At 67.0% G+C, this 23,063-nt stretch carries 22 protein-coding genes; 14 read left to right on the forward strand and 8 right to left on the reverse strand.

The genetic code is table 11. The features are described 5' to 3' along the window. Window position 1: 1 nt before the first annotated feature. From WFK98_RS22945 to WFK98_RS22985, 9 genes are all read left to right on the forward strand, one after another. The gene (locus WFK98_RS22945; RefSeq protein ID WP_266341009.1) at window positions 2–1,300 is read left to right on the forward strand and encodes a glycoside hydrolase family 130 protein; all 1,299 of its coding nucleotides are present in this window, start codon (window positions 2–4) and stop codon (window positions 1,298–1,300) included. Between the two features lie 133 nt (window positions 1,301–1,433). After that, entirely contained in the window at window positions 1,434–1,994 is a 561-nt protein-coding gene (locus WFK98_RS22950) for a gluconokinase (RefSeq protein WP_336801918.1), read from the forward strand. Between the two features lie 177 nt (window positions 1,995–2,171). Continuing rightward, window positions 2,172–3,311, forward strand: coding sequence for an ABC transporter ATP-binding protein (locus WFK98_RS22955; RefSeq protein WP_336801919.1), 1,140 nt, complete (start codon window positions 2,172–2,174; stop codon window positions 3,309–3,311). Next, window positions 3,308–4,426 (forward strand): polyamine ABC transporter substrate-binding protein, encoded by a 1,119-nt coding sequence (locus tag WFK98_RS22960; RefSeq protein WP_336801920.1) that lies wholly within the window; start codon window positions 3,308–3,310, stop codon window positions 4,424–4,426. Before WFK98_RS22955 ends, WFK98_RS22960 begins: the two co-directional genes overlap by 4 nt. 324 nt (window positions 4,427–4,750) lie before the next feature. Further along, window positions 4,751–5,572: an ABC transporter permease gene (locus WFK98_RS22965; protein WP_336801921.1), complete on the forward strand. Its 822-nt coding sequence runs from the start codon at window positions 4,751–4,753 to the stop codon at window positions 5,570–5,572. Further along, window positions 5,569–6,417: an ABC transporter permease gene (locus WFK98_RS22970; protein ID WP_336801922.1), complete on the forward strand. Its 849-nt coding sequence runs from the start codon at window positions 5,569–5,571 to the stop codon at window positions 6,415–6,417. The genes WFK98_RS22965 and WFK98_RS22970 overlap by 4 nt, the downstream gene beginning before the upstream one ends. Window positions 6,418–6,507: 90 nt before the next feature. Then, entirely contained in the window at window positions 6,508–7,641 is a 1,134-nt protein-coding gene (locus WFK98_RS22975; protein WP_336801923.1) for a pyridoxal-phosphate-dependent aminotransferase family protein, read from the forward strand. Window positions 7,642–7,703: 62 nt separating this feature from the next. Next, complete coding sequence (locus tag WFK98_RS22980) at window positions 7,704–9,074, forward strand: LLM class flavin-dependent oxidoreductase (protein WP_336801924.1); 1,371 nt, start codon at window positions 7,704–7,706, stop codon at window positions 9,072–9,074. Between the two features lie 163 nt (window positions 9,075–9,237). After that, window positions 9,238–10,416: a M24 family metallopeptidase gene (locus WFK98_RS22985; RefSeq protein ID WP_336801925.1), complete on the forward strand. Its 1,179-nt coding sequence runs from the start codon at window positions 9,238–9,240 to the stop codon at window positions 10,414–10,416. A gap of 3 nt (window positions 10,417–10,419) precedes the next feature. Here the strand turns inward: WFK98_RS22985 and choV are convergent, their stop codons facing one another. From choV to WFK98_RS23000, 3 genes are all read right to left on the reverse strand, one after another. Continuing rightward, window positions 10,420–11,598 (reverse strand): choline ABC transporter ATP-binding protein, encoded by a 1,179-nt coding sequence (gene choV / locus WFK98_RS22990; RefSeq protein ID WP_336801926.1) that lies wholly within the window; start codon window positions 11,596–11,598, stop codon window positions 10,420–10,422. 2 nt (window positions 11,599–11,600) lie between these two features. Next, a complete protein-coding gene (gene choW, locus WFK98_RS22995) occupies window positions 11,601–12,452 on the reverse strand; it encodes a choline ABC transporter permease subunit (protein WP_336801927.1) in 852 nt (283 codons plus the stop codon). Between the two features lie 108 nt (window positions 12,453–12,560). Then, on the reverse strand, window positions 12,561–13,511 hold the full coding sequence (locus WFK98_RS23000) for a choline ABC transporter substrate-binding protein (RefSeq protein WP_266340998.1): 951 nt from the start codon (window positions 13,509–13,511) through the stop codon (window positions 12,561–12,563). A 350-nt stretch (window positions 13,512–13,861) separates the two neighbouring features. On the opposite strand from WFK98_RS23000, the gene betI reads away from it, so the two are divergent. The 4 genes from betI to WFK98_RS23020 all read left to right on the forward strand — a co-directional run bounded on the left by betI (window position 13,862) and on the right by WFK98_RS23020 (window position 17,392). After that, window positions 13,862–15,862: a choline-binding transcriptional repressor BetI gene (gene betI, locus WFK98_RS23005; RefSeq protein ID WP_336801928.1), complete on the forward strand. Its 2,001-nt coding sequence runs from the start codon at window positions 13,862–13,864 to the stop codon at window positions 15,860–15,862. 89 nt (window positions 15,863–15,951) lie between these two features. Further along, window positions 15,952–16,629: a hypothetical protein gene (locus WFK98_RS23010; RefSeq protein WP_336801929.1), complete on the forward strand. Its 678-nt coding sequence runs from the start codon at window positions 15,952–15,954 to the stop codon at window positions 16,627–16,629. Window positions 16,630–16,722: 93 nt separating this feature from the next. Further along, complete coding sequence (locus tag WFK98_RS23015; protein ID WP_336801930.1) at window positions 16,723–17,079, forward strand: hypothetical protein; 357 nt, start codon at window positions 16,723–16,725, stop codon at window positions 17,077–17,079. 130 nt (window positions 17,080–17,209) lie between these two features. Further along, window positions 17,210–17,392 carry a hypothetical protein gene (locus WFK98_RS23020; protein WP_266340994.1) on the forward strand — a complete coding sequence of 61 codons (183 nt, stop codon included), beginning with the start codon at window positions 17,210–17,212 and terminating at the stop codon, window positions 17,390–17,392. Window positions 17,393–17,420: 28 nt separating this feature from the next. Here WFK98_RS23020 and WFK98_RS23025 read toward each other — a convergent pair whose 3' ends face one another. From WFK98_RS23025 to WFK98_RS23035, 3 genes are all read right to left on the reverse strand, one after another. Continuing rightward, the gene (locus WFK98_RS23025) at window positions 17,421–17,771 is read right to left on the reverse strand and encodes an MmcQ/YjbR family DNA-binding protein (RefSeq protein WP_266340993.1); all 351 of its coding nucleotides are present in this window, start codon (window positions 17,769–17,771) and stop codon (window positions 17,421–17,423) included. 26 nt (window positions 17,772–17,797) lie between these two features. Further along, a complete protein-coding gene (locus WFK98_RS23030) occupies window positions 17,798–18,883 on the reverse strand; it encodes a transporter substrate-binding domain-containing protein (protein ID WP_266340992.1) in 1,086 nt (361 codons plus the stop codon). Window positions 18,884–19,025: 142 nt separating this feature from the next. Continuing rightward, the gene (locus WFK98_RS23035; RefSeq protein ID WP_336801931.1) at window positions 19,026–20,303 is read right to left on the reverse strand and encodes an L-fuconate dehydratase; all 1,278 of its coding nucleotides are present in this window, start codon (window positions 20,301–20,303) and stop codon (window positions 19,026–19,028) included. A gap of 101 nt (window positions 20,304–20,404) precedes the next feature. Here WFK98_RS23035 and WFK98_RS23040 point away from each other — a divergent pair, with 101 nt between their 5' ends. Continuing rightward, a complete protein-coding gene (locus WFK98_RS23040; protein WP_266340990.1) occupies window positions 20,405–20,911 on the forward strand; it encodes a hypothetical protein in 507 nt (168 codons plus the stop codon). A 75-nt stretch (window positions 20,912–20,986) separates the two neighbouring features. Here WFK98_RS23040 and WFK98_RS23045 read toward each other — a convergent pair whose 3' ends face one another. Beyond that, on the reverse strand, window positions 20,987–22,054 hold the full coding sequence (locus WFK98_RS23045; RefSeq protein ID WP_336801932.1) for a D-TA family PLP-dependent enzyme: 1,068 nt from the start codon (window positions 22,052–22,054) through the stop codon (window positions 20,987–20,989). A 57-nt stretch (window positions 22,055–22,111) separates the two neighbouring features. Beyond that, the gene (locus tag WFK98_RS23050) at window positions 22,112–22,867 is read right to left on the reverse strand and encodes an SDR family oxidoreductase (protein ID WP_266340988.1); all 756 of its coding nucleotides are present in this window, start codon (window positions 22,865–22,867) and stop codon (window positions 22,112–22,114) included. Window positions 22,868–23,063: the final 196 nt, after the last annotated feature.

Genomic DNA, 23,063 nt, shown 5'->3' on the forward strand with positions numbered 1-23,063 from the left:
ATTGGCCCACGTTAGTTCCCTGAGCCGCCAGGCGCTGTTCCTCCGCCCCGATCCGACCCGGGTCGTGGTGCGGCGGTTCAAGCCGGCGACCGAGCCGCGCGATCTGAACTCCAAGGAAAAGACGCGGGCCAATCACATCGTCGATCGCGTTCTCGGACTCGATTCGGAAACCGCCGCCAGCCAGCTGATCGACGTGCTGGAGAATTTCGACGGCCGTCATCGCAACCTGTTGCGGACGTTCGAGCTGCGCTGCGACGAGATGGAGGAGGCGTTCGATCCGCACCCCGTCTTCACGCGGATCCAGCGCCAGCTGATCGGCGCCTATTTCCTGCATGAATACTCGTTCGAGGCGGCGGCTCTGTTCAATCCCAGCATCGTCCCGCATCCGGATCAGCTGGGCGTTGCGCCGGACGAGAAGCGCTTCATCCTCAGCCTGCGGGCGGTGGGCGAGGGGCATATCTCGTCGCTGACGTTTCGCACGGGCACGGTGAGAGCCAATGGCGCGATCCATGTCGATCCGGCCGTCCGGCTCGCCTCGGTGCCGAAGGTGCTGGCGCGCGAGCCGCTGCCTGATGGCGAGGCGGTCGAGCTGACGTTCTCGCCGGACGAGGACATCAGCGAGCGGCTGATCTTCCCGGTCACGCCGTCGCAGTCGAACGGCATCGAGGATGCGCGCTTCGTCGAGTTCCGCGACGGCCCGCACCGGACCTACTACGCCACGTTCACCGCCTATAGCGGCAGCGCGATCCGTTCAGAGCTGATCGAGACGACCGATTTCCAGACCTTCCGGATGGCGCCGATGCGCGGCAGCGCCGCCCGCAACAAGGGCATGGCGCTGTTCCCGCGCAAGATCAACGGCCGCTACGCCATGATCGGCCGGCAGGACAATGAGAACCTCTACCTGATCTATTCGGACGATCTGTTCGCCTGGGACGGCGGCGTCGCCATCCTGCGGCCGCGCTTTCCCTGGGAATTCGTGCAGATCGGCAATTGCGGCTCGCCGATCGAGCTCGACGAGGGTTGGCTGCTGCTGACCCACGGCGTCGGCGCGGTCCGCAAATATTCGATCGGCGCCGTCCTCCTCGACAAGGACGATCCCTCCAAGGTGCTCGCCCGCTCCAGCGAGCCGTTGGTCCGGCCGGAGCCGTCCGAGCGCGAGGGCTATGTGCCGAACGTCGTCTATACCTGCGGCGCCATGCGCCATGGCGACGTGCTGGTCCTGCCCTATGCGGTGTCGGATACCTTCTCCGCCTTCGCCACCATCCGGATCGACGCGCTGCTGCGCGAAATGCGCGACTGAAGCGGGATCGCGCGCCGCCCGTTCCTCCTGCTGGAACGGCGGCGCGATGTCCTTCTGCCGGTGGACGCGCGCCCTCGGGTCGCGTTATGGCTTGTCCCGTTGTTTCTCGAGCGGGTGGGGCGGAACGCATTTCATGGCGACGGCGCAATCGGAACAGGGCGTGGCAACCAGGCTGGCCATCATCGTGATGGGTGTGTCGGGCTCCGGCAAATCGAGCGTCGGCGAGGGGCTCGCCGCCGCCCTCGGCATCGACTTCGTCGACGGCGACGGCCTGCACAGCCCGGAGAACGTCGCCAAGATGGCGTCCGGCACGCCGCTGGTCGACGACGACCGCTGGCCCTGGCTCGACCGGATCGGCGCCACGCTCGCCGACCGCGCGGCGCACCCGGCCGGCATTGTCGTCGCCTGCTCGGCGCTGAAGAAGATCTATCGCGACCGCATCCGCAGCGCCGCCGGCCAGCCGATCCGCTTCGTCTTCCTCGATGCGCCGCAATCGCTGGTCCAGGACCGGCTCGGCGCGCGCAAGGGCCATTTCATGCCGCCGAGCCTGCTCGCCAGCCAGTATGCGACGCTGGAGCGACCGACGGCCGAGGAGCCGGACGTGCTGCCCGTAGCGGTCGACGTGCCGGTCGTCGAGATCGTGCGCGGCGCGGCGGCGCGGCTTACGGCCGATGCCGCCAAGGCCTTGAATTGACGACCAAGGCCTTGAACTGACGACGTTTTGCCGGCTCGGCGGAAAGAGGAACAAGAAACTCAGGCGGGCCGAAACTTGGGAACAATCCAACTCGCTTCTTCGGGTTGGTCCCCGTACTAGTTTCCACGCGACGGTCGTCTGGCCGTTGCCCTTCCTTGCTGCCGGTCCGCATTCGCCATGACGCAAAGCTCCTCACCGATCGCAGTCGCGCTTCGCGGCGTCGCCAAGAGCTTTGGCGGCCAGGTGGTGCTCTCCGGCCTGTCGCTGGAGGTGCCGCGCGGCGAATTCCTGGCGATCGTCGGCCCGAGCGGCAGCGGCAAGACGACGGCGATGCGGATCATCGGCGGTTTCGAGGTCCCGGACGAAGGGTCGGTCTGGATCTCGGGCCGGGACGTCACCGCGCTGCCGGCCGAACGGCGCGACGTCAACACCGTGTTCCAGAGCTACGCGCTGTTCCCGCATATGAGCGTGCTGGAAAACGTCGCCTATGGCCCAAGGATGCGCGGCGTCGGTCGCAGCGCCCGGCGCCGGAAGGCCGGCGAGCTGCTCGAACTCGTCCGCCTCTCCGATGTCGGCGACCGCAAGCCGAACCAGCTTTCCGGCGGCATGCAGCAGCGCGTGGCGCTGGCGCGCGCGCTTGCCAACGAACCGGCCGTGCTCTTGCTCGACGAGCCGCTCGGCGCGCTCGATCGCAAGCTGCGGGAAGAAATGCAGCGCGAGCTGCGCCGCATCCAGACCGAACTCGGCGCCACCTTCATCTACATCACGCACGACCAGGAAGAAGCCTTCGGCATGGCCGACCGCCTGGCCGTCATGCGCCATGGCGGCTTCGAGCAGATCGGCGATCCGGCGACGATCTACGATCGGCCGGTCAATGCGTGGACGGCGCTGTTCGTCGGCAGCGCCAACCAGATCCGCGCCACGCTGGGCGAGGGCGGGTCGCTCCTGTCCGATCTCGGCCCGGTGGCGGCCTCCCATGTCGATCCCGCGCTTGCGCCCGGCGACCCGGCGCTGGTGATCGTGCGGCCGGAGGAGACCCGCTTTCTCCGCGCTGCGGCCGATGCGCCCGCCGGCCCCAACCATTTCCCGGCCCGCCTCGTCGACGCCGTTGCGCTCGGCCCGTCGCTGCGGCTGCGCGCCGTCACGGCCGGCGGCCTCGCCTTTGAATCGGTCGAGCGCCGTACCGGCGAGGCGGATGCCGCCGCCGACCTCCGCCCCGGCGAGGCGATCACTGTCCACTTCTCCCCGGCCGCCGCGCGCGCCTATCGCGACGAGCCCGATTCTCCGTCCGTCCTCCTGACAAGGAACCCGTCATGACCAAGCAGCAGCTTCCCAAGGGCTTTTCCAGAGGCGCGGGCTTCAGCCGCCGCTCCGTTCTCGGCCTGCTCGGCGCGGCGCCGGCGGCGCTCGCGCTGCAGTCGGCCTTTCCGGGCCGCGCCCTTGCCGCGGGCGGCGCGCTCAACGTCTATTCCTGGCCGAACTATTTCTCCAACGACAGCCTCGCCAATTACGCGCGCAAGTCGGGCGTGACGCCCAACATCACCTCCTATGATTCCAACGAGACGATGTTCGCCAAGCTGAACAGCCCGGCCGGCGCCGATTTCGACATCGTCATCCCGAGCTCGAGCTGGATCAAGCAGATGGCCGACAAGGGCCTGCTGCAGGAGATCGACCACAACCGCCTGAACTTCGGCTCGCTCGATCCGGCGCTGCTCAACCGCGACTACGATCCCGGCAACAAGTATTCGATCCCGAAGGACTGGGGCGTGCTCGGCGTCGTCTACGATCCGGAAGCGGTCGGCGGCGAGATCAAGACTTGGCAGGACTTCCTTGATGCCGGCGCCAGGCCGGGCGTCAGCGGCAAGGTGCGTCTCTCCGATTCCGGCTGGGAAACCATCGGCATGTCGCTCTGGACGCATGGCAAGGACTGGAACAAGGCGACCGAGGCCGAGATCCGCGCCGCCGGCGAAGAGATCAAGGCCTTCGCCAAGCATGTGAAGACTTTTGCCGGCCTCGACCCGAACCAGCTCGCCAATGGCTCGATCGTGCTGGCGCAGACCAACCAGGGCACGGCGCGCGCCGCCATCGGCCTCAATCCGAAGCTGAAGTTCGTCGTCCCCGGCCCGATGAGCGAGCTCTGGGTCGACAATTATGCCATTCCCGCCAAGGCGCCGAACCTCGACCAGGCCTATGACTTCCTGGCCTACCAGCTCGAGCCGGACGTCCAGCTTTCCGAGACACAGTATATCGGCTTCCCGGCGGCGCTCGCCGGCCTGCGCGAGAAGCTGCCGGCCGACACCAAGAACGCCGACCTGATCTTCGGCGGCAAGGATCTCGACTTCTCGAAGCTGACCTCCTTCGTCGTCGATCCGGCGACGATCGGCGTCTATCTGGAGGTCCAGACCGAGATCCAGGCGGCCGCCGGCGGCTGATCATCGGGTTCTGGCTGCAAGCAAGATCCTCACCCAACCCTCTCCCGCAAGCGGGCGAGGGCTTTCGGCCGGCGTGGCGTCGATCGGACGAGGTTTTTCCGCCAGCATGGCGCCAATCGGGCGACGATGTTCCGTCCGCCCCCTCTACCGCTTGCGGGAGAGGATTGGGGTGAGGGGCTTCTTCGTGACAAGGTTCCCCAAGGAGCCGAGACGAGACAGAGACGGATGACGTTCGGAAGCCAGCCAACCAGTGCGATCGCGGCCCCGTCGGGCGGCGGCCGGGCCTCTCCGAAACGCGCGCCCCCGGCGCGCGCTGCAGACCATTTGTTCGCTGTTATCCCTACCGTCTGGCTCGCCATCTTCTTCCTGGCGCCGCTCGCCTTCACGGTCGTCTATTCGTTCGGAAACTCGCTGTTCGGCGCGGTCGAGCTCGGCTTCACGCTGAAGAACTACCAGACCGCGCTGTCCGGCTTCTATCTCTCGACCTTCCTGCGCACGGTGCAGTTCGCCGTCACCGCCTCGGCGCTCTGCCTCGTCGTCGCCTTTCCCGTCGCCTATTTCATCGCGCGGCGGGCCGGGCGCTTCCGCAACCTGGCGCTGGTGCTGATCCTCATCCCGTATTTCTCCTCCTTCCTGATCCGCGTGATGTCGTGGCAGATCCTGCTGGCGCGCGGCGGCGTGGTCGAAATGGTGCTGAATTTCCTGCATCTGCATGACGGCCCGCTCGACCTGCTCGATACCAAGACCGCCGTCTTCATCGGCATGGTCTATGCCTATTTGCCGATCGCCGTCGTGCCGCTCTTCGTCGTGCTCGACCGGATTCCCGCGCCGCTGTTGGAGGCGAGCCGCGATCTCGGCGCCAGCCGCTTCCAGACCTTCTGGGCCGTGACGCTGCCGATGGCACGGCCCGGCATCGCCACCGCCGTGCTTCTGACCGCCGTGCCGATGCTGGGCGAGATGGTGATCCCGAAGCTGCTCGGCGGCAGCCGCGGCGTGCTGATGGGGCAGGCGATCTCGTCGCAATATCTGCAATCGCAGAATTATGCCCTCGGCTCGGCCATGGCGGTGCTAGTGCTGATCGCCGTCGCCGTGGTGGTCGCCGGGCTGGCGCGCCTCACCAAGGGCTTTGCCGAGGTGTCGGCATGAGCGTCCGCACGCTGGATGGCGTCGGCCGGCGCGCCACCCATGCCGGGCTGGCGCTCTGGTTCGGGCTCGCCATCCTGTTCCTGTTCGCGCCGCTCGCCGCCTCGATCGTCTATTCGTTCAATTTCGGCGTCGTCGGCAAGCAGACCTCGCAATTCACCGGCTGGACGCTCGAATGGTATCCGGCGGCGTGGAACGACCTGGCGCTGCGCCGCTCGGTCCAGACCAGCCTCTATGTCGCCTTCTGGGCGGCGCTGATCGCGCTCGGCATGGGCGCGTCGCTCGGCTATGCGCTGGTGCGCCATCCGAGCCCGAACGTGCGCAGATGGCTGTCGGGCCTGACCTATATCCTTCTGATCGTGCCGGAGGTGGTCATCGGCGTGTCGCTGCTCCTGTTCTATGCCGTCACCGGCATCCCGCTCGGCGCCGCGACCCTGATCGCCGGCATCACGCCGGCGGCGATCGCCGTGACGGCGCTGATCGTGCGGGCGCGGGCGCTGACGCTCGATCCAAAGCTTGAGGAAGCCGCGGCCGATCTCGGCAGCACGCGGCTGAAGACGCTCTGGTTCATCGTGCTGCCGCAGCTTTTGCCGGCAATCCTCGCCGGCGGGCTGATGTCCTATGCCTTCTGCTTCGACAATCTCGTCGTCGCCGCCTTCCTGACGACGCCGAGCGTGAACACGCTGCCGGTCTATCTCTATGGCAGCCTGCAATATGGCCCGGCGCCCTCCGTCTATGCGGCGGCGACGGTCGTGTTCCTGTTCACGGTCAGCCTGCTCGGCCTGGCGGCGCTCTGCTTCCGGCTGTCGCGGAGTTCGGGGCGGGTGAGATCCGGAGGTGGGCGGTGAGCGTGACGAGCTTTCTTCACCTCTCCCTCAGAGAGAGGTGAAGGCCAGCTTCCTCCCCCCGGACGTGGCCACAACAAGAGACCGAAATCGATGACCCAGTTCGCCGCCGAAGACCTGCTCGATCCGCCCGCTTATCCCAATGTCGGCTATGCCGTGCTGGCCGACCGGATCGGCGCGGTGATGCGAAGCTTCGATGATGTCGTCTTCGTGCAGGCGGAAGCCGTCGTGGCGCTGGAGGCGGTGGCCGCCAGCCTCGAACGGCCGGGACTGCGTGTCCTTAACGTCGTCACCAGCCTGTATGGCGAGTATTTCGCGACCTGGCTGCGCCGGGGCGGCGCGGTAGTCGAGGACGTCGTGGCCGAGCTCGGCCGGCCGGTCGAATTCGCGGCGTTCCAGGCGGCGCTCGATGCCATGGAAAAGGTCGATGTCGTCGTGCTCGTGCATGGCGAGGCGGCGAACGGTGTCCTGAATCCGCTGCCGGAGATCGCGGCCAGCGCCAAGGCGCGGGGCGCGCTGCTGGTGGTCGACGCCGTCGCCTCGATCGGCGCGCACGAATTCGAGGTCCAGACGCTCGGCATCGATATCGCCGTCATCGGCCCGCAGAAGGGGCTGGGCGGGCCGGCCGGCCTTTCCGCCATCTCGGTCAGCGAGGCCGCCTGGGCGAAGATCGCCGAGGAGCCGGCGCTGCGGCTTTCGACGCTGTCGCTGCTCGACCTCAAGGAAAAATGGCTGGATGTCGGCGCCGATGCGCTGCCCGGCACGCCGGCGCCGCTGGAATTCTGGGCCCTCAACGCGGCGCTCGACCGGATCGACGCGGAAGAGGATGGCGTCGAGACGGTGGTCGAGCGGCATCAGCTCGCGGCGAAGGCGACGCGCGCCGGTATTCGCGCGCTCGGCATCACGCCCTGGATCGAGGATGACGCCGCCGCCTCGGCGCTGGTGACGGCAGCGCCGATCCCCGCCGGCATCGAGGCGCAGGCGCTGGTCGCCGCGGCTTCCGAATTCGAGGGTTCGGCCATCAGCCCCGGCGTCGGCGGCGTCGAGGCGCTGCTGGTCCGGCTCAACCACACGGCCCTTCGCGCCGCCTACCGGCCCGTGCTCGCCAATGTCGTCGCCTATGGCCAGGCGCTGGCTTCGCTCGGCCACGCGGTCGACCTCGACGCGGCGATCGAGGCCGTCGCCAAAGCCTACCAGGACGCCGAGCCGGCCGGGTCGGCGGAGTGATGCCCTTCTTCACCTCTCCCTCGGGGGGAGATGAAGTAACGAGACAGCATTGGGAACCGCCCATGACCGCCCGAACCATTCACCTGAACGCCTTCGAAAACTGCTCGCCGGTCAACATCTCGTCCGGCCTCTGGCGCCATCCGGAAGACCAGTCGCACCGCTACAAGGACCTGAGCTACTGGACCGAGCTTGCCGTCATGCTGGAAGGGGCGGGCTTCGACTCGATCTTCCTGGCCGACGTTCTCGGCATGCTCGACGTCTACCAGGGCAAGCCGGACGGGGCGCTGCGCACCGCGACGCAGGTGCCGATCAACGACCCGCTCTCGATCCTCTCGGCCATGGCGGCGGTGACGAAAAACCTCGGCTTTGCCGCCACCGTCTCGCTCACCTACGAGCAGCCCTACAGCTTTGCCCGCAAGATGACGAGCCTCGACCATGCAAGCAACGGCCGCGTCGGCTGGAACATCGTCACCTCCTATCTCGACAGCGCCGCCCGCAATCTCGGCCGCGCCGAGCAGCTCTCGCACGACGAGCGCTATGATCGCGGCGACGAGTTCATGGCCGTGCTCTACAAGCTCTGGGAAGGCTCCTGGGAGGACGACGCCGTCGTCATCGACAAGGCGAGGGGCGTCTATGTCGATCCGGCCAAGGTGCATCCGATCGGCCATCACGGCCGCTATTTCAACGTCCCCGACGCCTTCATCGCCGAACCGTCGCCGCAGCGCACGCCGGTCCTGTTCCAGGCGGGATCCTCGGCGCGCGGCCAGACCTTCGCCGCCAGCCATGCCGAGGGCGTCTTCGTGCATGGCACGCGGCCGGAGGTGATCGCGCCCGTCGTCGCCAACATCCGCGCCGCCGCGGCGGCTGAGGGCCGTGATCCGCGCAGCCTGAAGGTCTTCGCCGTGACCACCGTCATCGCGGCCGAGACGGATGGCGAGGCGGAGGCGAAATATGCCGAATTGCTCTCCTATGCCGATTACGAGGGCGCCATGGTGCAGTTCGCCGGCCCGCTCGGGCTCGACGTTTCGAAATATGATCCCGACCTGCCGCTGACCGAGATCAATCCGAACGCGGCGCATTTCACCCGCCATCTCTTCGCCGATGCGGACCCGGACACCGTCTGGACGCTGCGCGACATCGCCCACTACATGGGCGTCGGCGGCATGGGGCCGAAATTCGTCGGCTCCGGCAAGACGATCGCCGACGAGATGCAGCACTGGGTCGAGATCGCCGACCTCGACGGCTTCAACATCACCTACGCCATCCGCCCCGGCACCTTCGTCGACACGGTGAAATACGTCGTCCCCGAACTGCGCCGCCGCGGCCTGATGCGGGCCGGCTATGAAGGCTCGACCTTCCGCGAGAGCCTCTACGGCGCCGGCCAGAAGCAGCTTCGCGACGACCACCCCGGCCGGAAATTTCGTCGGGGGTAGGGGGCTCCGTTACCTCTCCCATGGGAGAGGTCGACCCGCAGGGCCGGGTGAGGGGTTGCGACTTCACCGGAGACGGCTGAACCCCTCACCCGCCGCACGTTGTGCGTCGACCTCTCCCCATGGGAGAGGTGAAGCGACATCCCGTTCATGGAAAGACCGTCCCATGTTCAACCTCTCCGACGCCCAGCGCTTCATGCAGGCCGAAGGCATCGACGCCTGGCTGCTGGTCGATTATCGCGGCAGCAACCCGCTGCTCTGGCACATCCTCGGAATCGTCCGGAACCCGACCCGGCGCGCCTTCCTGGTCGTGCCGCGAACGGGCCAACCGGTTCTGCTGATCCATACCGTCGACCAGTTCTTCTTCCACGACGTCGACATCGAGAAGCGGATCTTCCGCGGCTGGGTCGAGATGCGGGCGATGCTCCGCGATCTGCTCGGACCGGCGAAGCGGCTTGCGATGGAGTATTCGGAGGAGGGTGGCGTGCCGACCGTCGCCTGGGCCGATGCCGGAACGGTCGAGCTGCTCCGGAGCTGGGACTATCGGATCGTCACCTCGGCCGACCTGTTCCAGGTCTCGGCCGCCGCCTGGGACGATTTTGCGATCGAGAGCCACAAGCGCGCCTGCGTCGTCGTCGCCGGCATCAAGGACGCCGCCTTCGATCTGGCGAAAACCGCGATCCGGGTTAACAGGCCGCTAACAGAATATGCGCTGCAGCAGTTCATCGTTTCCGAGTTCGAGCGCCTCGGGCTGGAGACGGAGGGCCAGCCGGTGGTGCAGGTCAACGGCCATTCCGGCATCGTCTCCTACGAGCCGAAGCCGGAGGGCTCGGCTCTCATCGGCGCCGGCGACTGGCTGCTGATCGATTTCTGGGCGCGCTATCCCGGCGAGCGCAACGTCTATTCCGACATCGCCTGGGGCGCCTATGCCGGCGATGTCATCCCGGACAGGCTCCAGACCGTCTTCGACATCGTCCGCCATGCCCGCGACGGCGCGCTGCAGGCGATTGAAAAGGCTTGGCAATCCGGCGAGGTGCTGGAGGGCTGGCAGGTCGACGACGTGGCGCGCGGCATCATCGCGGCGGCCGGTTTCGGCGACAATTTCCACCACCGCACCGGCCACAGCATGGGGCCGGGCAAGCGGCTGCACGGCCTCGGCGTCAATCTCGACAACCTCGAGACGCACGACACCCGCCGCATCCTGCCGCGCACCGGCTTTTCGATCGAGCCGGCGATCTATCTGCCGGAATTCGGCGTCCGGCTCGAGATCAACGTCTTCCTCGATCCCGTCGCCGGCCCGAGCGTGACGACGCCGACACAGAACGAAATCGTTCGTCTTGTCTGATACTTAGGCGCTGCGGCGGAGCAGGCTGCCATAGATCTCGTCGTCGCCGCAAAGGCCGGCCAGCCGGCCGTCCGCGTCGACGAAGACGATCGGATGGTCGGATTTCCGCTTCAGCGCGATCGCCGTGGCAAGCTTCAGCCCGACCGGCGCAACGATCAGGTCGCAGGGTGTGTCGAAGGCCGCGGCATTGCCGTTGACGCGGCCGAGGCTGCCCTCGCGGCCGGCGAGTTCGACGCCAACCGGCCGGTCGGAAGCGTCGAGGCGCATCCGAACCTCGCCGGCGCGATCGAGCAGGATGACACCGTCGTCGCGGCGCAGTTCGCTCGCCGGGGTCATCACCGAACCGCCGCGCAGCACGTTCAACGGGTTGGTGTGCTTGACGAAATCGGCGACATAGGGCGTCGCCGGCCGCAGCAGGATGTCCTCCGCCGTGCCGCACTGGACGATGCGGCCCGCCTCCATGATGGCGATCTTGTTGCCGAGCTTCATCGCCTCGTCGAGGTCGTGGCTGACGAAGAGGATCGTTTTCTGGATCCGCTTCTGCAGGCTCAGGAGCTCGTCCTGCATCTTGTCGCGGATCAGCGGGTCGAGCGCCGAGAACGGCTCGTCCATCAGCAGGATGTCGGCGTCGGTGGCGAAGGCGCGGGCGAGGCCGACTCGCTGCTGCATGCCGCCGGAAAGCTCATGCGCATGCTTGTCGGCCCATTGCGTCAATCCGACCATGGCAAGCTTCTCATCGACGATGCGCCTGCGCTCGTCCTTCGGAATGCCACGGATCTCCAGCCCGAAACCGACATTCTCGCGCACGGAGCGCCAGGGCAGCAGGCCGAACTGCTGGAACACCATCGAGACGGTGCCCATGCGGATCTCGCGGAGAGTCGCCTCGTCGCAGCGCGTCACGTCGACCGGCGCCCCTTCGTGGCTGACAAGAACCGCGCCGCGCGTCACCGGGTTCAGGCCGTTGACGGCGCGCAGGACGGTCGACTTGCCCGAGCCGGAAAGCCCCATCAGCACGCAGATCTCGCCGGGCTCGACCGAGAGATTGACGCCGGCGGCGCCGATGACGGCGCCGCTTCGGGCGAGGATCTCGTCGCGCGTCGCGCCCTTGTCGAGCTGCTCCAGCGCCTTTCTGCGGCGGTCGCCGAAGACGATGTCGACATTCTTGAATTCGATGGCCGCCATGGTCAGGGCCTCCCGGTCTTGCGCGCGGGGCGCTTGCAGACGCGATCGAGCACGATGGCGAGCAGCACGATCGCCGCTCCGGCCTCGAAGCCCATGCCGATATTGACGGAATTCAGCGCCCGCACGACCGGCTTGCCGAGGCCGTCTGCGCCCACCAGCGCCGCGATTACCACCATGGAGAGCGACAGCATGATGCATTGGGTGATGCCGGCCATGATGGTGGGCAGCGCATGCGGCAGCTCGACCTTGTAGAGCAGCTGCCGGCGCGTGGCGCCGAAGGCCTGGCCCGCCTCGCGCAGTTGCGCCGGCACCGAGGTGATGCCGAGATGGGTCAGCCGGATCGGCGCGGGAATGGCGAAGATCACGGTCGAGATCAGGCCCGGCACCGTGCCGAGGCCGAACAGGACCAGCGTCGGGATCAGGTAGACGAAGGTCGGGATCGTCTGCATCAGGTCGAGGATCGGGCGGATGCCGGCATAGAGCCAGGGCCGGTGCGCGGCGGCGATGCCGACCGGCACACCGATCGCGACGCAGACCAGCGTCGCCCAGATCACCAGCGACAGCGTCTCCATCGTCGGCTGCCAGTAGCCGAGATTGATGACGAGCAGAAAGGCGATCGCGGTGAAGGCCGCGAGCCTGAAAGAACGGTGCAGCGCATAGGCGATCGCGGCGAAGGCGGCGACGAGCGCCAGCGGTGGCACGGCCAGCAGACACGCGGTCAGGCCGTCGATCATCGTGCCGAGGACGAGCGAGATCCAGTCAAACAGCCATTGCGCGTGCTGGTTCAGGAAGTCGACGACGGTCTTGATCGTGGATCCGAGCGGAATCTTGTGCTCGGTCAGCCAGCTATACATGAAGGGTCTCCGCCGGTCCTGCCGGCCATCCGGGCGATCGAGCGATCGCCCGGTCAGGGTCTGCTCCTGCCGACGCCGGGACGGCGCCGACATTGAGCGATCTTGTCGTCAGAGGCCGAGGCTCTTCTTCACCGCGTCGGCGCCGGGCTGGCCGTCAATGGTGCTGACGCCGGCGAGCCAGGTGTCGATCTGGCCCGGATTGGCCTTCAGCCAGGCCTCGGCGGCGGCGAGCGGCTCCTTGCCGTCATCGAGGATGCTGGCCATGACCTGGCCTTCGATCGGCAGGGTGAACTTCATGTTCTTCAGCAGCGCGCCGACATTCGGGCATTCCTCGACATAGCCCTTGCGGACGCTGGTCGAGACGGTCGCGCCGCCGAAATTCGGACCGAACACATCGTCGCCGCCGTCGAGATATTCCATCTTGAACTTCTCGTTCATCGGATGCGGCGCCCAGCCGAGGAAGACGATCGCGTCCTTCTTGCGGCCGGCGCGGTCGACCTGGGCCAGCATGCCCTGTTCGCTGGATTCGACCAGTTCGAACGAGCCGAGGCCGAACTTGTCGGACTTGATCATGTCCAGGATCAGGCGGTTGCCGTCATTGCCCGGCTCGATGCCGTAGAGCTTGCCGCCGAGCTTGTCCTTGAACTTGGCGATGTCGGCGAAGGTCTTCAGGCCCTCGTCGAACAGGTAGCTCGGCACGGCGAGCGTGTACTTGGCGCCTTCGAGATTGACGCCGACGACCTCGACCGAGCCGTCATCCTGGTAGGGCTTCAGGTCGGCGGCCATCGAGGGCAGCCAGTTGCCGAGGAAGACGTCGATGTCCTTGTTCTTGAGCGAGGCGTAGGTGACCGGCACCGACAGGACCTGCAGCTTCGGCTCGTAGCCGAGGCCGGTCAGGATGCGCGAGGTCAACCCGGTCGTCGCCGAGATGTCGGTCCAGCCGACGTCGGAGAAGCGCACCGTCTTGCACGAGGCCGGCTCGGCCGCGGAAGCGCCGCCTGCGAGCGCGAGGACGCAGGCGGCCGCTGCCAGCGATCGCGAGATAACCGAGTTGAGCATTCTAGACGTCTCCCAAGCTGCGGCTCCGTCAGGATGCCGCCCGATATTCCAAAGCATAGCGCAGCATAGTGCGCGATGGGATGTCCTAACGACAGTTTTGGCCGAAGTCTGCGCGGCGATGTGTCCATCCCTGTTTTGTGGTGCCGAATGGATTATTTTCCCAGTTTCATTCTTGTCTGATTGAATGGTCGTTCAATATGTCGAAATCACCGGTTTATGCCGATATGATGACATTTTGATCTTGAAATAGACGTTTCCAGAGTGGGTTATCCCGCGGTCGGGGGAGGGCTTTGATTGCTCGTTCAATCGGGCTACACCACAGGCGCAGGGAAGGTGGCGCAGGGATCGTCATGCGGGAAGCGAGTTCCGTTCGATTCGAGGCCGAGGATGTCCGGCGGCGCCAGCTGATCGAGGCGACGATCGAGTCGCTCGCCGATGTCGGCTTCGCCGCCTGCACGCTGATGGACATCGCCCGGCGCGCCGGCGTTTCTCCCGGCCTGGTCGCGCATTATTTCGGCGACAAGGAAGGCCTGCTCGAAGCCACCCTGCGCCATCTGGCCGGGCGCCTCAGCCGGCTGGTCGCGCGGCGGCTCGCCCAGGCGCGCACCCCGCGTGAAAGGATCCAGGCCGTCATCGACGCCAATCTGGCGCCGGAGGAATTCGATCGCCGCACCGCCAGTGTCTGGCTCGCCTTCTGGGGCCAGGTGATCCACTCCGTCCGCTTCAAGCGGGTGCAGAACGTCTATCAACGCCGCATGCTCTCCAATTTGCGGCATGGGCTGAGGCGGCTCGTCTCGGCGCGTGACGCGGAGCGGACTGCGGTCGCCATCGCCGCCGTGATCGACGGGCTGTGGCTGCGCGAGACGCTGGCGGCGGAAGGCGAGCCGGAGAGTGCCGAGGCGCGCGCCATCGCCACCGCCTTCGTCGACGCGCAGCTGGCGGCGATCCGCCAGCGCGTCGGCGCAAGCGCCGAGGCCGAGGCCGAGGGCGCGGCCGAGCCGATCCTCCGGAGCTATGTCGGTGGCCGCGCGCATCCTGCCGTCGAGCGCGGCAGTTTCCCCACCTTCGAGCCGGCGACAGGCGCGGTCCTGGCCGAGATCGAGATTGCCGGCGAGGCCGAGGTAGCGGCGGCCGTCGCGAGCGCGAAATCCGGCCAGGGGATCTGGGCCGCTATGACCGCCAGCGAGCGCGGCAAGGTGATGGCCCGCGCCGCCCACCTGCTACGCGGGCGTGGGGATGAACTGGCACGGCTGGAAACGCGCGATACCGGAAGGCCGATCCGGGACACCGGGGCCGACGTCGCGGCCGCTGCCGATTGCCTCGATCGCTTTGCCGGGCTCGCCGCGACGCTCGCCGGCGAGCATGTCGATCTCGGTTCGCAAGGTTTCGGCTATGCGCGGCCGGAGCCGCTCGGCGTTATCGTGGCGGCCGGACGATGCGGCGATCCGCTCTGGAGCGCCTGCAGCCGCGCCGCGCCGGCGCTCGCCGCCGGCAATGCCATCGTTTTCCGGCCATCCGAACTGGCATCGCTGGCGGCATTGAAGCTGGCCGAGATCCTGTCGGAGGCCGGCCTGCCGGATGGCGTCTTCAACGTCGTGCTCGGCCCGGCCAGGACGGGCGATCTGCTGATGCGGCAACCCGACATCGCGCTGGCGGCCGGGGCGGCCGAACCGAGCGGTAAGCCGGCGCTGATCGTCTTCGACGATGCACCCTTGGACGATGCTGTCGCGGCTGTGCTGCAATCCTGCATTCTCGGGGCTGGGCGGGCCTCGGGCGCGGCGCGCGTTTTCGTGCAGGAGGCCATTCGTCCCGCTTTCCTTGACAAGCTCGCCGCCCGCATCCGCGGCGCCGTCGTCGGCGACCCGCTGGACGTCGCCACCGAGGTCGGCGCGCTGGTTTCGGACGCAGGCCTGCAGGACGTGCTCTGCCGGATCGAAGAGGCCGGGGAACAAGGCGCGAGGCGGCTTGTCGGCGGTCACCGTCTTGCAGAGGGCGGCCTGGCGAAGGGAGCGTTCCTTGCGCCTGCCCTCCTCGATGGCTGCGCTGACGATATGGCGATCGTGCGCGATCAGGTCCTCGCTCCGGTCGTGGCGGTGCTCGCGTTTGCGGCTGAGGACGAGGCGGTCGCCCGCGCCAATGCCGGCCTTCATGGCTGCGCCGCCTGCCTCTTCACGCGTGACCTGGCGCGCGGCCACCGCGTCGTCGCGCAACTGCGGGCCGATACCGGCTGGATCAATCGCGGGCCTTTGTCGCCAGCCGAAAGATCCGCTCCTGGAGCCGAGGATGCCCGGGCGGCGCTGCAGGCCCTTCTGCGACGGAAGCGCGTCTACGTCCATCTTGGCGCCGACTAGCGCCGGCAATCCCTCGGTCCCTCGCCATTGCCCGGGAACGGATGTCGCATCCGTGCGTTGCAGGGCGAGACGGTGTGGAGGACGACGAGATGAAACCTGTATCCTGGCTGCTGGCATCCTGCGTGGCGGCGGCGTCGGTCGCGCCCTTTGTTCTGGCCGGGCCGGCCCGGGCGCAGGAGAAGGACATGACGTTCTTCGTCACCAGCGCCGGCTCCGGCAAGGGCGCCGATCTCGGCGGGCTCGAAGGAGCCGACACGATCTGCCAGACTCTCGCCGAGAAGGTTGGCGCGGGCACGAAGACTTGGCGCGCCTATCTCTCGACCCAGGCCGTCGACGGCAAGCCAGCCGTTAACGCGCGCGATCGTATCGGCAAGGGGCCGTGGCAGAATGCCAAGGGTGTCGTCATCGCCAAGGACGTCGCCGACCTGCACGGGCCTGACAACAATCTCAACAAGAAGACGGCGCTGACGGAGACCGGCGAAACCGTGAAAGGCCGCGGTGACATGCCGAACACGCATGACATGCTCACCGGCAGCCAGGCGGACGGCACGGCATTCCCGCCCGGCGACGACAAGACCTGCGGCAACTGGACGAAGAGCGGCGAGGAGGGAGCGGCGATGCTCGGACACCACGACCGCGTCGGCCTCAACGACAGCGCGCCGATGAAGTCGTGGAACTCGTCTCATCTGACGCGCGGCGGCTGCAGCCCGGCAGCGCTGCAGGGCACCGGCGGGGCCGGCCTGTTCTACTGCTTCGCCGCGGAATGATCGTGCGCGGAAAAATCGCGTGCGTGCAGGACGACCTGCCGGTCAGGCCAGCGGTCAGCCAGTTCGGCGAAACCCGATTCCCGGCCCGTTAACATGCCGGTAACCACGCCGCTCGAACGCGAAAATCGGCAGGTGGCGATCGTTCCGGAAGGTGCTATCGAACTAGGAGTGAGCGACGGCGTTGCCGAGGATCTGGACCCGTTCGATCTTGGGGATGAGTTCCCGGTCGTAGATCTGGCGCTGGTCTTCGTCGAGCACCGCGACGCCGTTGTCGATCACCAGCTTGATGATCCGGTGCGCGTTGGAGCGCCGGCCTATCTGGCCTTCGTCCACGAGACGATCCAAGGCTGCGGTAAGGAAAATTCGTCGCGACATAATCCGACCACCCTGTCGAGAAGAACCACGACGAAGAATCTGCCTCCTTCGAGATTCGGTCAAGCGATGGTATGAAACCGCCCGGGGCGGCTCTTCCTCATCCACAACAAGTTGGGCGATTGCGTCGCATCGACGGTTGCCGGATTTTCGTGTCGAAGCCTCATGCGAACCTGTCATACGTAGGTCGGAACGAAGGATATTATCGATGAACAAGAAGCTGACGGCGCTCAGGGCGCGCCTGGTCGAAGCGCAGCAGAAGCTGATCACCCAGGCGGTCGAGGCCGGCGGTCTTCCGACCGATGGGGCGCTGCGCAAGATCTCCGATCTCGAGAACGCCATCATGGCCGTTGAGCACATGATGGAAGACATGGGTCACGCCAAGGGCTGACGCGGCGGGGGCGCCTTGCCCCCGCGTCTCACGCCACACGGTCGGCGAGGCGTTTCGGCGCGACCAGGCGGTAGCTGCGGCGGAGGAGGGCCGACACCTCTTCCCAGTCGGGATTGTCGTCGAGCCGGATGCCGACCCAGCCCTTCGGGCCGACATAGGGGGGCGCGAAGAAGCGCGCGGGATCGGCGCCGACGAGGATCGCCTGACTTCCTTCCGGCGCCTTGATCCAGACCGACAGCCGGCCGTCGCCGCGCTTCGGCATGGCGAAGATCTTGCCGCGCACGCGGAAGGTCGGGTCGCCCCAGCTTTCCTGCTCGGTCGCTTCGGGCAGGTTCATGCAGAGAGCCCGCAGGCGGTCGATCGGTCCCTCGTTCGGCATGATGGACCCTCCGGTTCGGCGCGGCGTCAGCGTTCGCCGAGATAGCGGAACAGCGTCTGCTTCCACCAGTCGCTGCGCGTGCTGTCGAGCACGGCGACGTCGATGTCCTTGCGCAGCGGGCTGCCGAGCGGCAGGGCGATGCCGTAGTTCTGCGGATCGAAGACGATGTCGAGCACGTCCATCGTCGACGAATACTCCTGCAGCACATGCCAGGCGAGCAGCGGCTTGTCATAGACGAAGGCGTCGATCTGGCCGTCCTTCAATGCCTTCAGCCCCGCTTCGGCCGACGGATAGCCGCGAAACTTGATGCGCTGGCCGGTGAGGTAGTCGACGCTCGAGGAATCGGAGATCGCGCCGACGCGGACGCTCGCCAGATCGCTCGCATTGTTGACGAGCCCCTGAAGGGTTCGCGTGGTGAGCGCCGAGGTGACGCCGGCGGTGAACACCGCGATGGCGATGATCGAGACCGCCATCCAGAGGATGGCGAGGGTGCGGCCGGCGAGCGTGATCGGCGCGCGGACGCCGGTGCTGGCCTGGGTCATCGCCTCGGCCGACCACCAGATCGAGGTGCCGATGCCGCGGGCGCCGCCGAAATGCTCGTTGCGCCGCCGCTCGAACAGCCAGATCAGGATGCCGACGAGCAGGGCGAGGCCGACGAGGGCGCCGACCGCCTGCAGAAAGCCGAAGGAGAGGATGGTGTTGAGGATCACCATCCAGCGCGCGCCGCCGGTCAGCGAAACGGCGATGCCGAGGCCGGTATGGTAGAAGGGCTGGCTGAAATCGATGATTTCGGCGCGCGGGCCGGTGATGGTGAGCGCGGCCACGGCCGCGTCGTACTTGCCGGCGGCTGTGCCGTCGATCAGCGCGTCGACGGTCGGTTCCTCGACCAGCCGGTAGCGCAGATGCAGCGTTTCGGCGACGCGCTGCCAGAGATCGATGCTGATGCCGGTCCAAGTCCCATCCGGGCCCTTCATGGCGAAAGGCGGCGCCACCTTGGTGGCGACGACGAGCTCGCGGCTGGTGTCGATGGCGGGGGAGGGGTCGGCGAGAGCCGCCAGGCCGGACAGCGCCAGCATGAGGCCTGCCATCAGGACCAGAAGAGCCGCTCGCATCGCCTTGCCCACCATTCGTCGATGCCGGCGCGCCGCGCCGGCTTTTCGTCCTGGTCGCCTCCCGCGGAAACGACCAGGACCATCAACGCGTTGCGCTGCGCGAAAGCTTGCCCGGACGTCGGTGACGATCCGGGATCAAGCTCTAGCCGGCAAAGGTGTGCGCGGCAATCGACTCGGGCTTCATTTCGATGGAGAAGCCCGGCAGCTTCGGCGGCATGTAGGCCGCGTTCTGGATGTCGCAAGGCTCGATGAAGTGCTCGTGCAGGTGGTCGACATACTCGATCACGCGGCCTTCCTTCGTGCCGGAGACGACGAGATAGTCGATCATGGAGAGGTGCTGCACATATTCGCAGAGGCCGACGCCGCCGGCATGCGGCCAGACCGGCTTGCCGTACTTCGCCGCCATCAGCAGCACCGCCAGCACCTCGTTCAGGCCGCCGATGCGGCAGGCGTCGATCTGCACGACGTCGATGGCGTTGCGCATGATGAACTGCTTGAACATGATGCGGTTCTGGCACATCTCGCCGGTCGCGACCTTGATCGGCGCCACGCCCTCGCGGATCTTGCGGTGGCCCTCGACGTCATCCGGGCTGGTCGGCTCCTCGATGAAGTAGGGCTTGGCGAAGGCGAGCTGCTTGACCCAGTCGATCGCCGCGTCGACTTCCCAGACCTGGTTGGCGTCGATCATCAGGAAGCGGTCGGGGCCCATCACCTCGCGGGCGGCCTTCAGGCGACGGATGTCGTCCTCGAGATCGCGGCCGACCTTCATCTTGATGTGGTTGAAGCCCTGGTCGACGGCCTCCTGGCAGAGGCGGCGCAGCTTCTCGTCGCTATAGCCGAGCCAGCCGGCCGAGGTGGTGTAGCAGGGATAGCCTTCCGCCTTCAGCTTGGCGATGCGCTCGGCCTTGCCGATTTCCGCCTGCTTCAGGATGGCGAGCGCCTCGCCGGGCGTCAGGCCGTCGGTCAGGTAGCGGAAGTCGATGATCTTGACGAGCTCTTCCGGGGTCATCTCGGCGACGAGCTGCCAGACCGGCTTCTTGGCTTCCTTGGCCCAGAGGTCCCAGGCGGCGTTGACGACCGCGCCGGTGGCGAGGTGGATGGCGCCCTTGTCCGGGCCGATCCAGCGCAGCTGGCTGTCGCCGGTGATGTGGCGCCAGAAGCGGCCGGGATCTTCCTTGATCCAGTCGAGCTCAAGCCCGATGACCAGGTGATCGAGCGCACGGATGGCGGCGCAGCAGATCTCGTTGCCGCGCCCGATGGTGAAGGTCAGGCCATGGCCGGCGAGCTCCGGATTGTCCGTGTCGAGGATGACATAGGCGGCGGAGTAGTCCGGATCGGGATTCATCGCGTCCGAACCGTCGAGCGATTGCGAGGTCGGGAAGCGCAGGTCGAAGACGCGAAGGCCTGTAATGCGTGTCATGGATCAAACTCTCGGCTGTCGGCACGGGCCGGAACGGCCCATCCGGACGTCACGGTGGGGGGCGCCGTGGTGAACGCGTCCGGCCCCGGAATAACGCAGCCTTGGCGGCGCGGCAACGGCGACGCAAAGGCAACGGATCCGACCGGATGGTCGTTTCCTGCTCGCCCATCAGAAAGCGATGCGGCATTATTGTGGCAGACGATTCGAGGCTAGGTTGCAACCTCGAGCCCTACCGGAGAATTTGCGTGCTGTTCCCTCGATTTCGCTCCAAGGAACGCGATGTTCGCAGCGATGTCGAACGCCTCACGACGATTCAGAACTCGATCTCCAAGGTGATCGGGGAGATCGAGCAGGAACTGATCGGACTGACGGCCCGGATCGAGGATGCGCGTTCGCGCGCCGCGTTTCTCTATGGCGACATGATCGAAGGCGAGACGGACGACAGCGCCCGCGACGCGGCGATCCTGGCCGACGCCGAGCGGATCCTCGTCCGCGGCGATCGCCGGGTCGAGGAAATCCACCACAATCTCTCTTTTCTGACCGATATGCGGCGGCGCCTCACGACCGAAGCCGACAGGCTGCGCGCCTACGTCGCCGAAGGCGAGTGACCACACGCCGATTCGCGCCGTGAACGGCGAGGGCGGCCTCCCGCTGCTTCCGTGAAGCGGCGAGAGGCGCCTGGATCAGTCGACGCGGCCGCGCGCCGCGACCTCGATCGTCTCGACGACATGGTCGCCCGAGACCAGATTCACATGGTCGAACAGGTTCGAGACCGGGCATGCGTGGTTCGGCAGGATGCGCAGACGCTCACCGACCTTCGGCTTCGTCGCCGAGGCGGTGAAGTCGATGTTGCCGTGCTCCTCGCTCAATCCGTAGATCACCGCGTCCGGATAGCCGAGCACCTGACCGTAGCCGGCCATGCCGAGCAGGTCGCTGGTCAGCGCCTTCGAGCCGGCGTCGATGATGGCGCGGGTCTCGGTCGGGCGGCTGACGACCGTGACGAGCACGTTGAGCGCGCAGTCCTCGACAGTCGCGACGCCGCGGGCCACCAGCGAGCGGTCGTAGTAGATGTAGGTGCCGGGGCGATACTCGGTGGCGATGGTCGTTTCATGGGCGCGCCAGATGTCCGGCGTGCCGCCGGTCGAGATCGTCTTGGCCGGCAGGCCGGCCTCGGCCAGCTTCTCGGCCGCCTCTTCCAGCCACTTGCGCGCGCCGGGGGCGTCGCCGGCCGGCGGATAGGTCATAAGGCCGCCGAAAACGAGGCCGCGCTTGCCGGCGATCAGTCGGGCGAGGGCGACGGCGGCATCCGGCGTCTGCACGCCGCAGCGGCCCGCGCCGCTATCGCATTCGACCAGCACGTTGAGCGGCGCATGGGCGCTGTCGGCGAAGGTCTCGGCGTAGCCATCGACGACGAAGGCGCTGTCGGCGGTGACGGAGAGCGTCACGCGCTTCGCCAGTTCCTTCAGCCGATAGAGCTTCTCCGGCGCGATGATGTTGTAGGGCAGGAAGATGTCCTCGATGCCCGCATCGGCCATCACCTCGGCTTCGCCCAGCTTCTGGCAGGTGATGCCGATCGCTCCCAGCTCCAGCTGCCGCTTGGCGAAGAAGGGCAGCTTGTGGGTCTTGATATGCGGCCTGAGGCGGACGCCATGTGCGTCGGCATAGTCCTGCGCGCGCTGGAGATTGGCCTCGGCCCGGTCGAGATCGACCAGGACGCAGGGGGTCTGGAGCGTATCGATATGTCTCGGCATGATGTCCTCGCCATGTCGCCGGGCGGCGAATGGATGTTGAAGATGGGCCCCGGTTCCTCAGAACACGTCGCGGATGAAGCGCAGATTGCCGGCGGTCAGCCCGGCGTCGACGGGGAGGGCGACGCCGGTGATCGCGCCGGCGAGCGGCGAGGCCAGGAAGACGGCGGCATTGGCGACATCGGCCGGCATGGTCAGCCTGCCGAGCGGATAATGCGCCACGACCTTGGTCAGCAGGCCCGGATCCTTCTCGACGCGGTGATCCCAGGCCGGCGTGCGCACCGAGCCCGGGCAGATGCAGTTGGCGCGGATGTTGTGGCGGCCATTCTCGACGGCGATCGCCCGCATATAGGCGACGAGGCCTGCCTTGGCAGCCGCATAGGCGGGGTTGCCGTAGTGCGAGAGGGCGTTGACGGTCGAGGTCATGACGATCGCGCCGCCGCCATTGGCGATCATCGCCTTCATGGTCGGGTCGATCAGGTTGAAGCTGCCGGTCAGGTTGATGTCGACTTCCTGGTCCCAGCTCTGGCGGTTGACCTGCTCCATCGTCTCGGCGCGGCTGAAGCCGGCATTGCTGACGAGCACGTCCGGCGTGCCTTCCTTGGCGACGATCTCGGCCACGGCGCGCTCGGTCGCCTCCGGTTCGGTCAGCTCGAACACGTATTTCGCCACACCCTCGAGGGGCTCGAGCAGTCCCGCATCGCGGTCGCAGGCGGTCACGCGCGCCCCGGCCGCCTGAAACGCGGCGACCAGCGATCGGCCGATGCCGCCGCCCGCGCCGCTGATCACAACATGCTTGTCGTTCAGTCCAAACATCGCCGTCCCTTCGTTCCAATCGAATACGGACCCTGGGCAAGGCTCGGCCGGATCGGCGGACAAAGCAACCGGCGGGATGGCGGATTTTGCCGCTTTCCTGTCGATAATCGGAACGATTTCCTCTAGCTTCGCCGCCGCTACACAGCGCTGGTCCATCGCCCGCCCGGCGGGCGTTCCACAATGCAGAAGGGGCTTG

This window comes from Kaistia sp. MMO-174 (assembly GCF_037147815.1).
GTDB lineage: Bacteria > Pseudomonadota > Alphaproteobacteria > Rhizobiales > Kaistiaceae > Kaistia > Kaistia nematophila.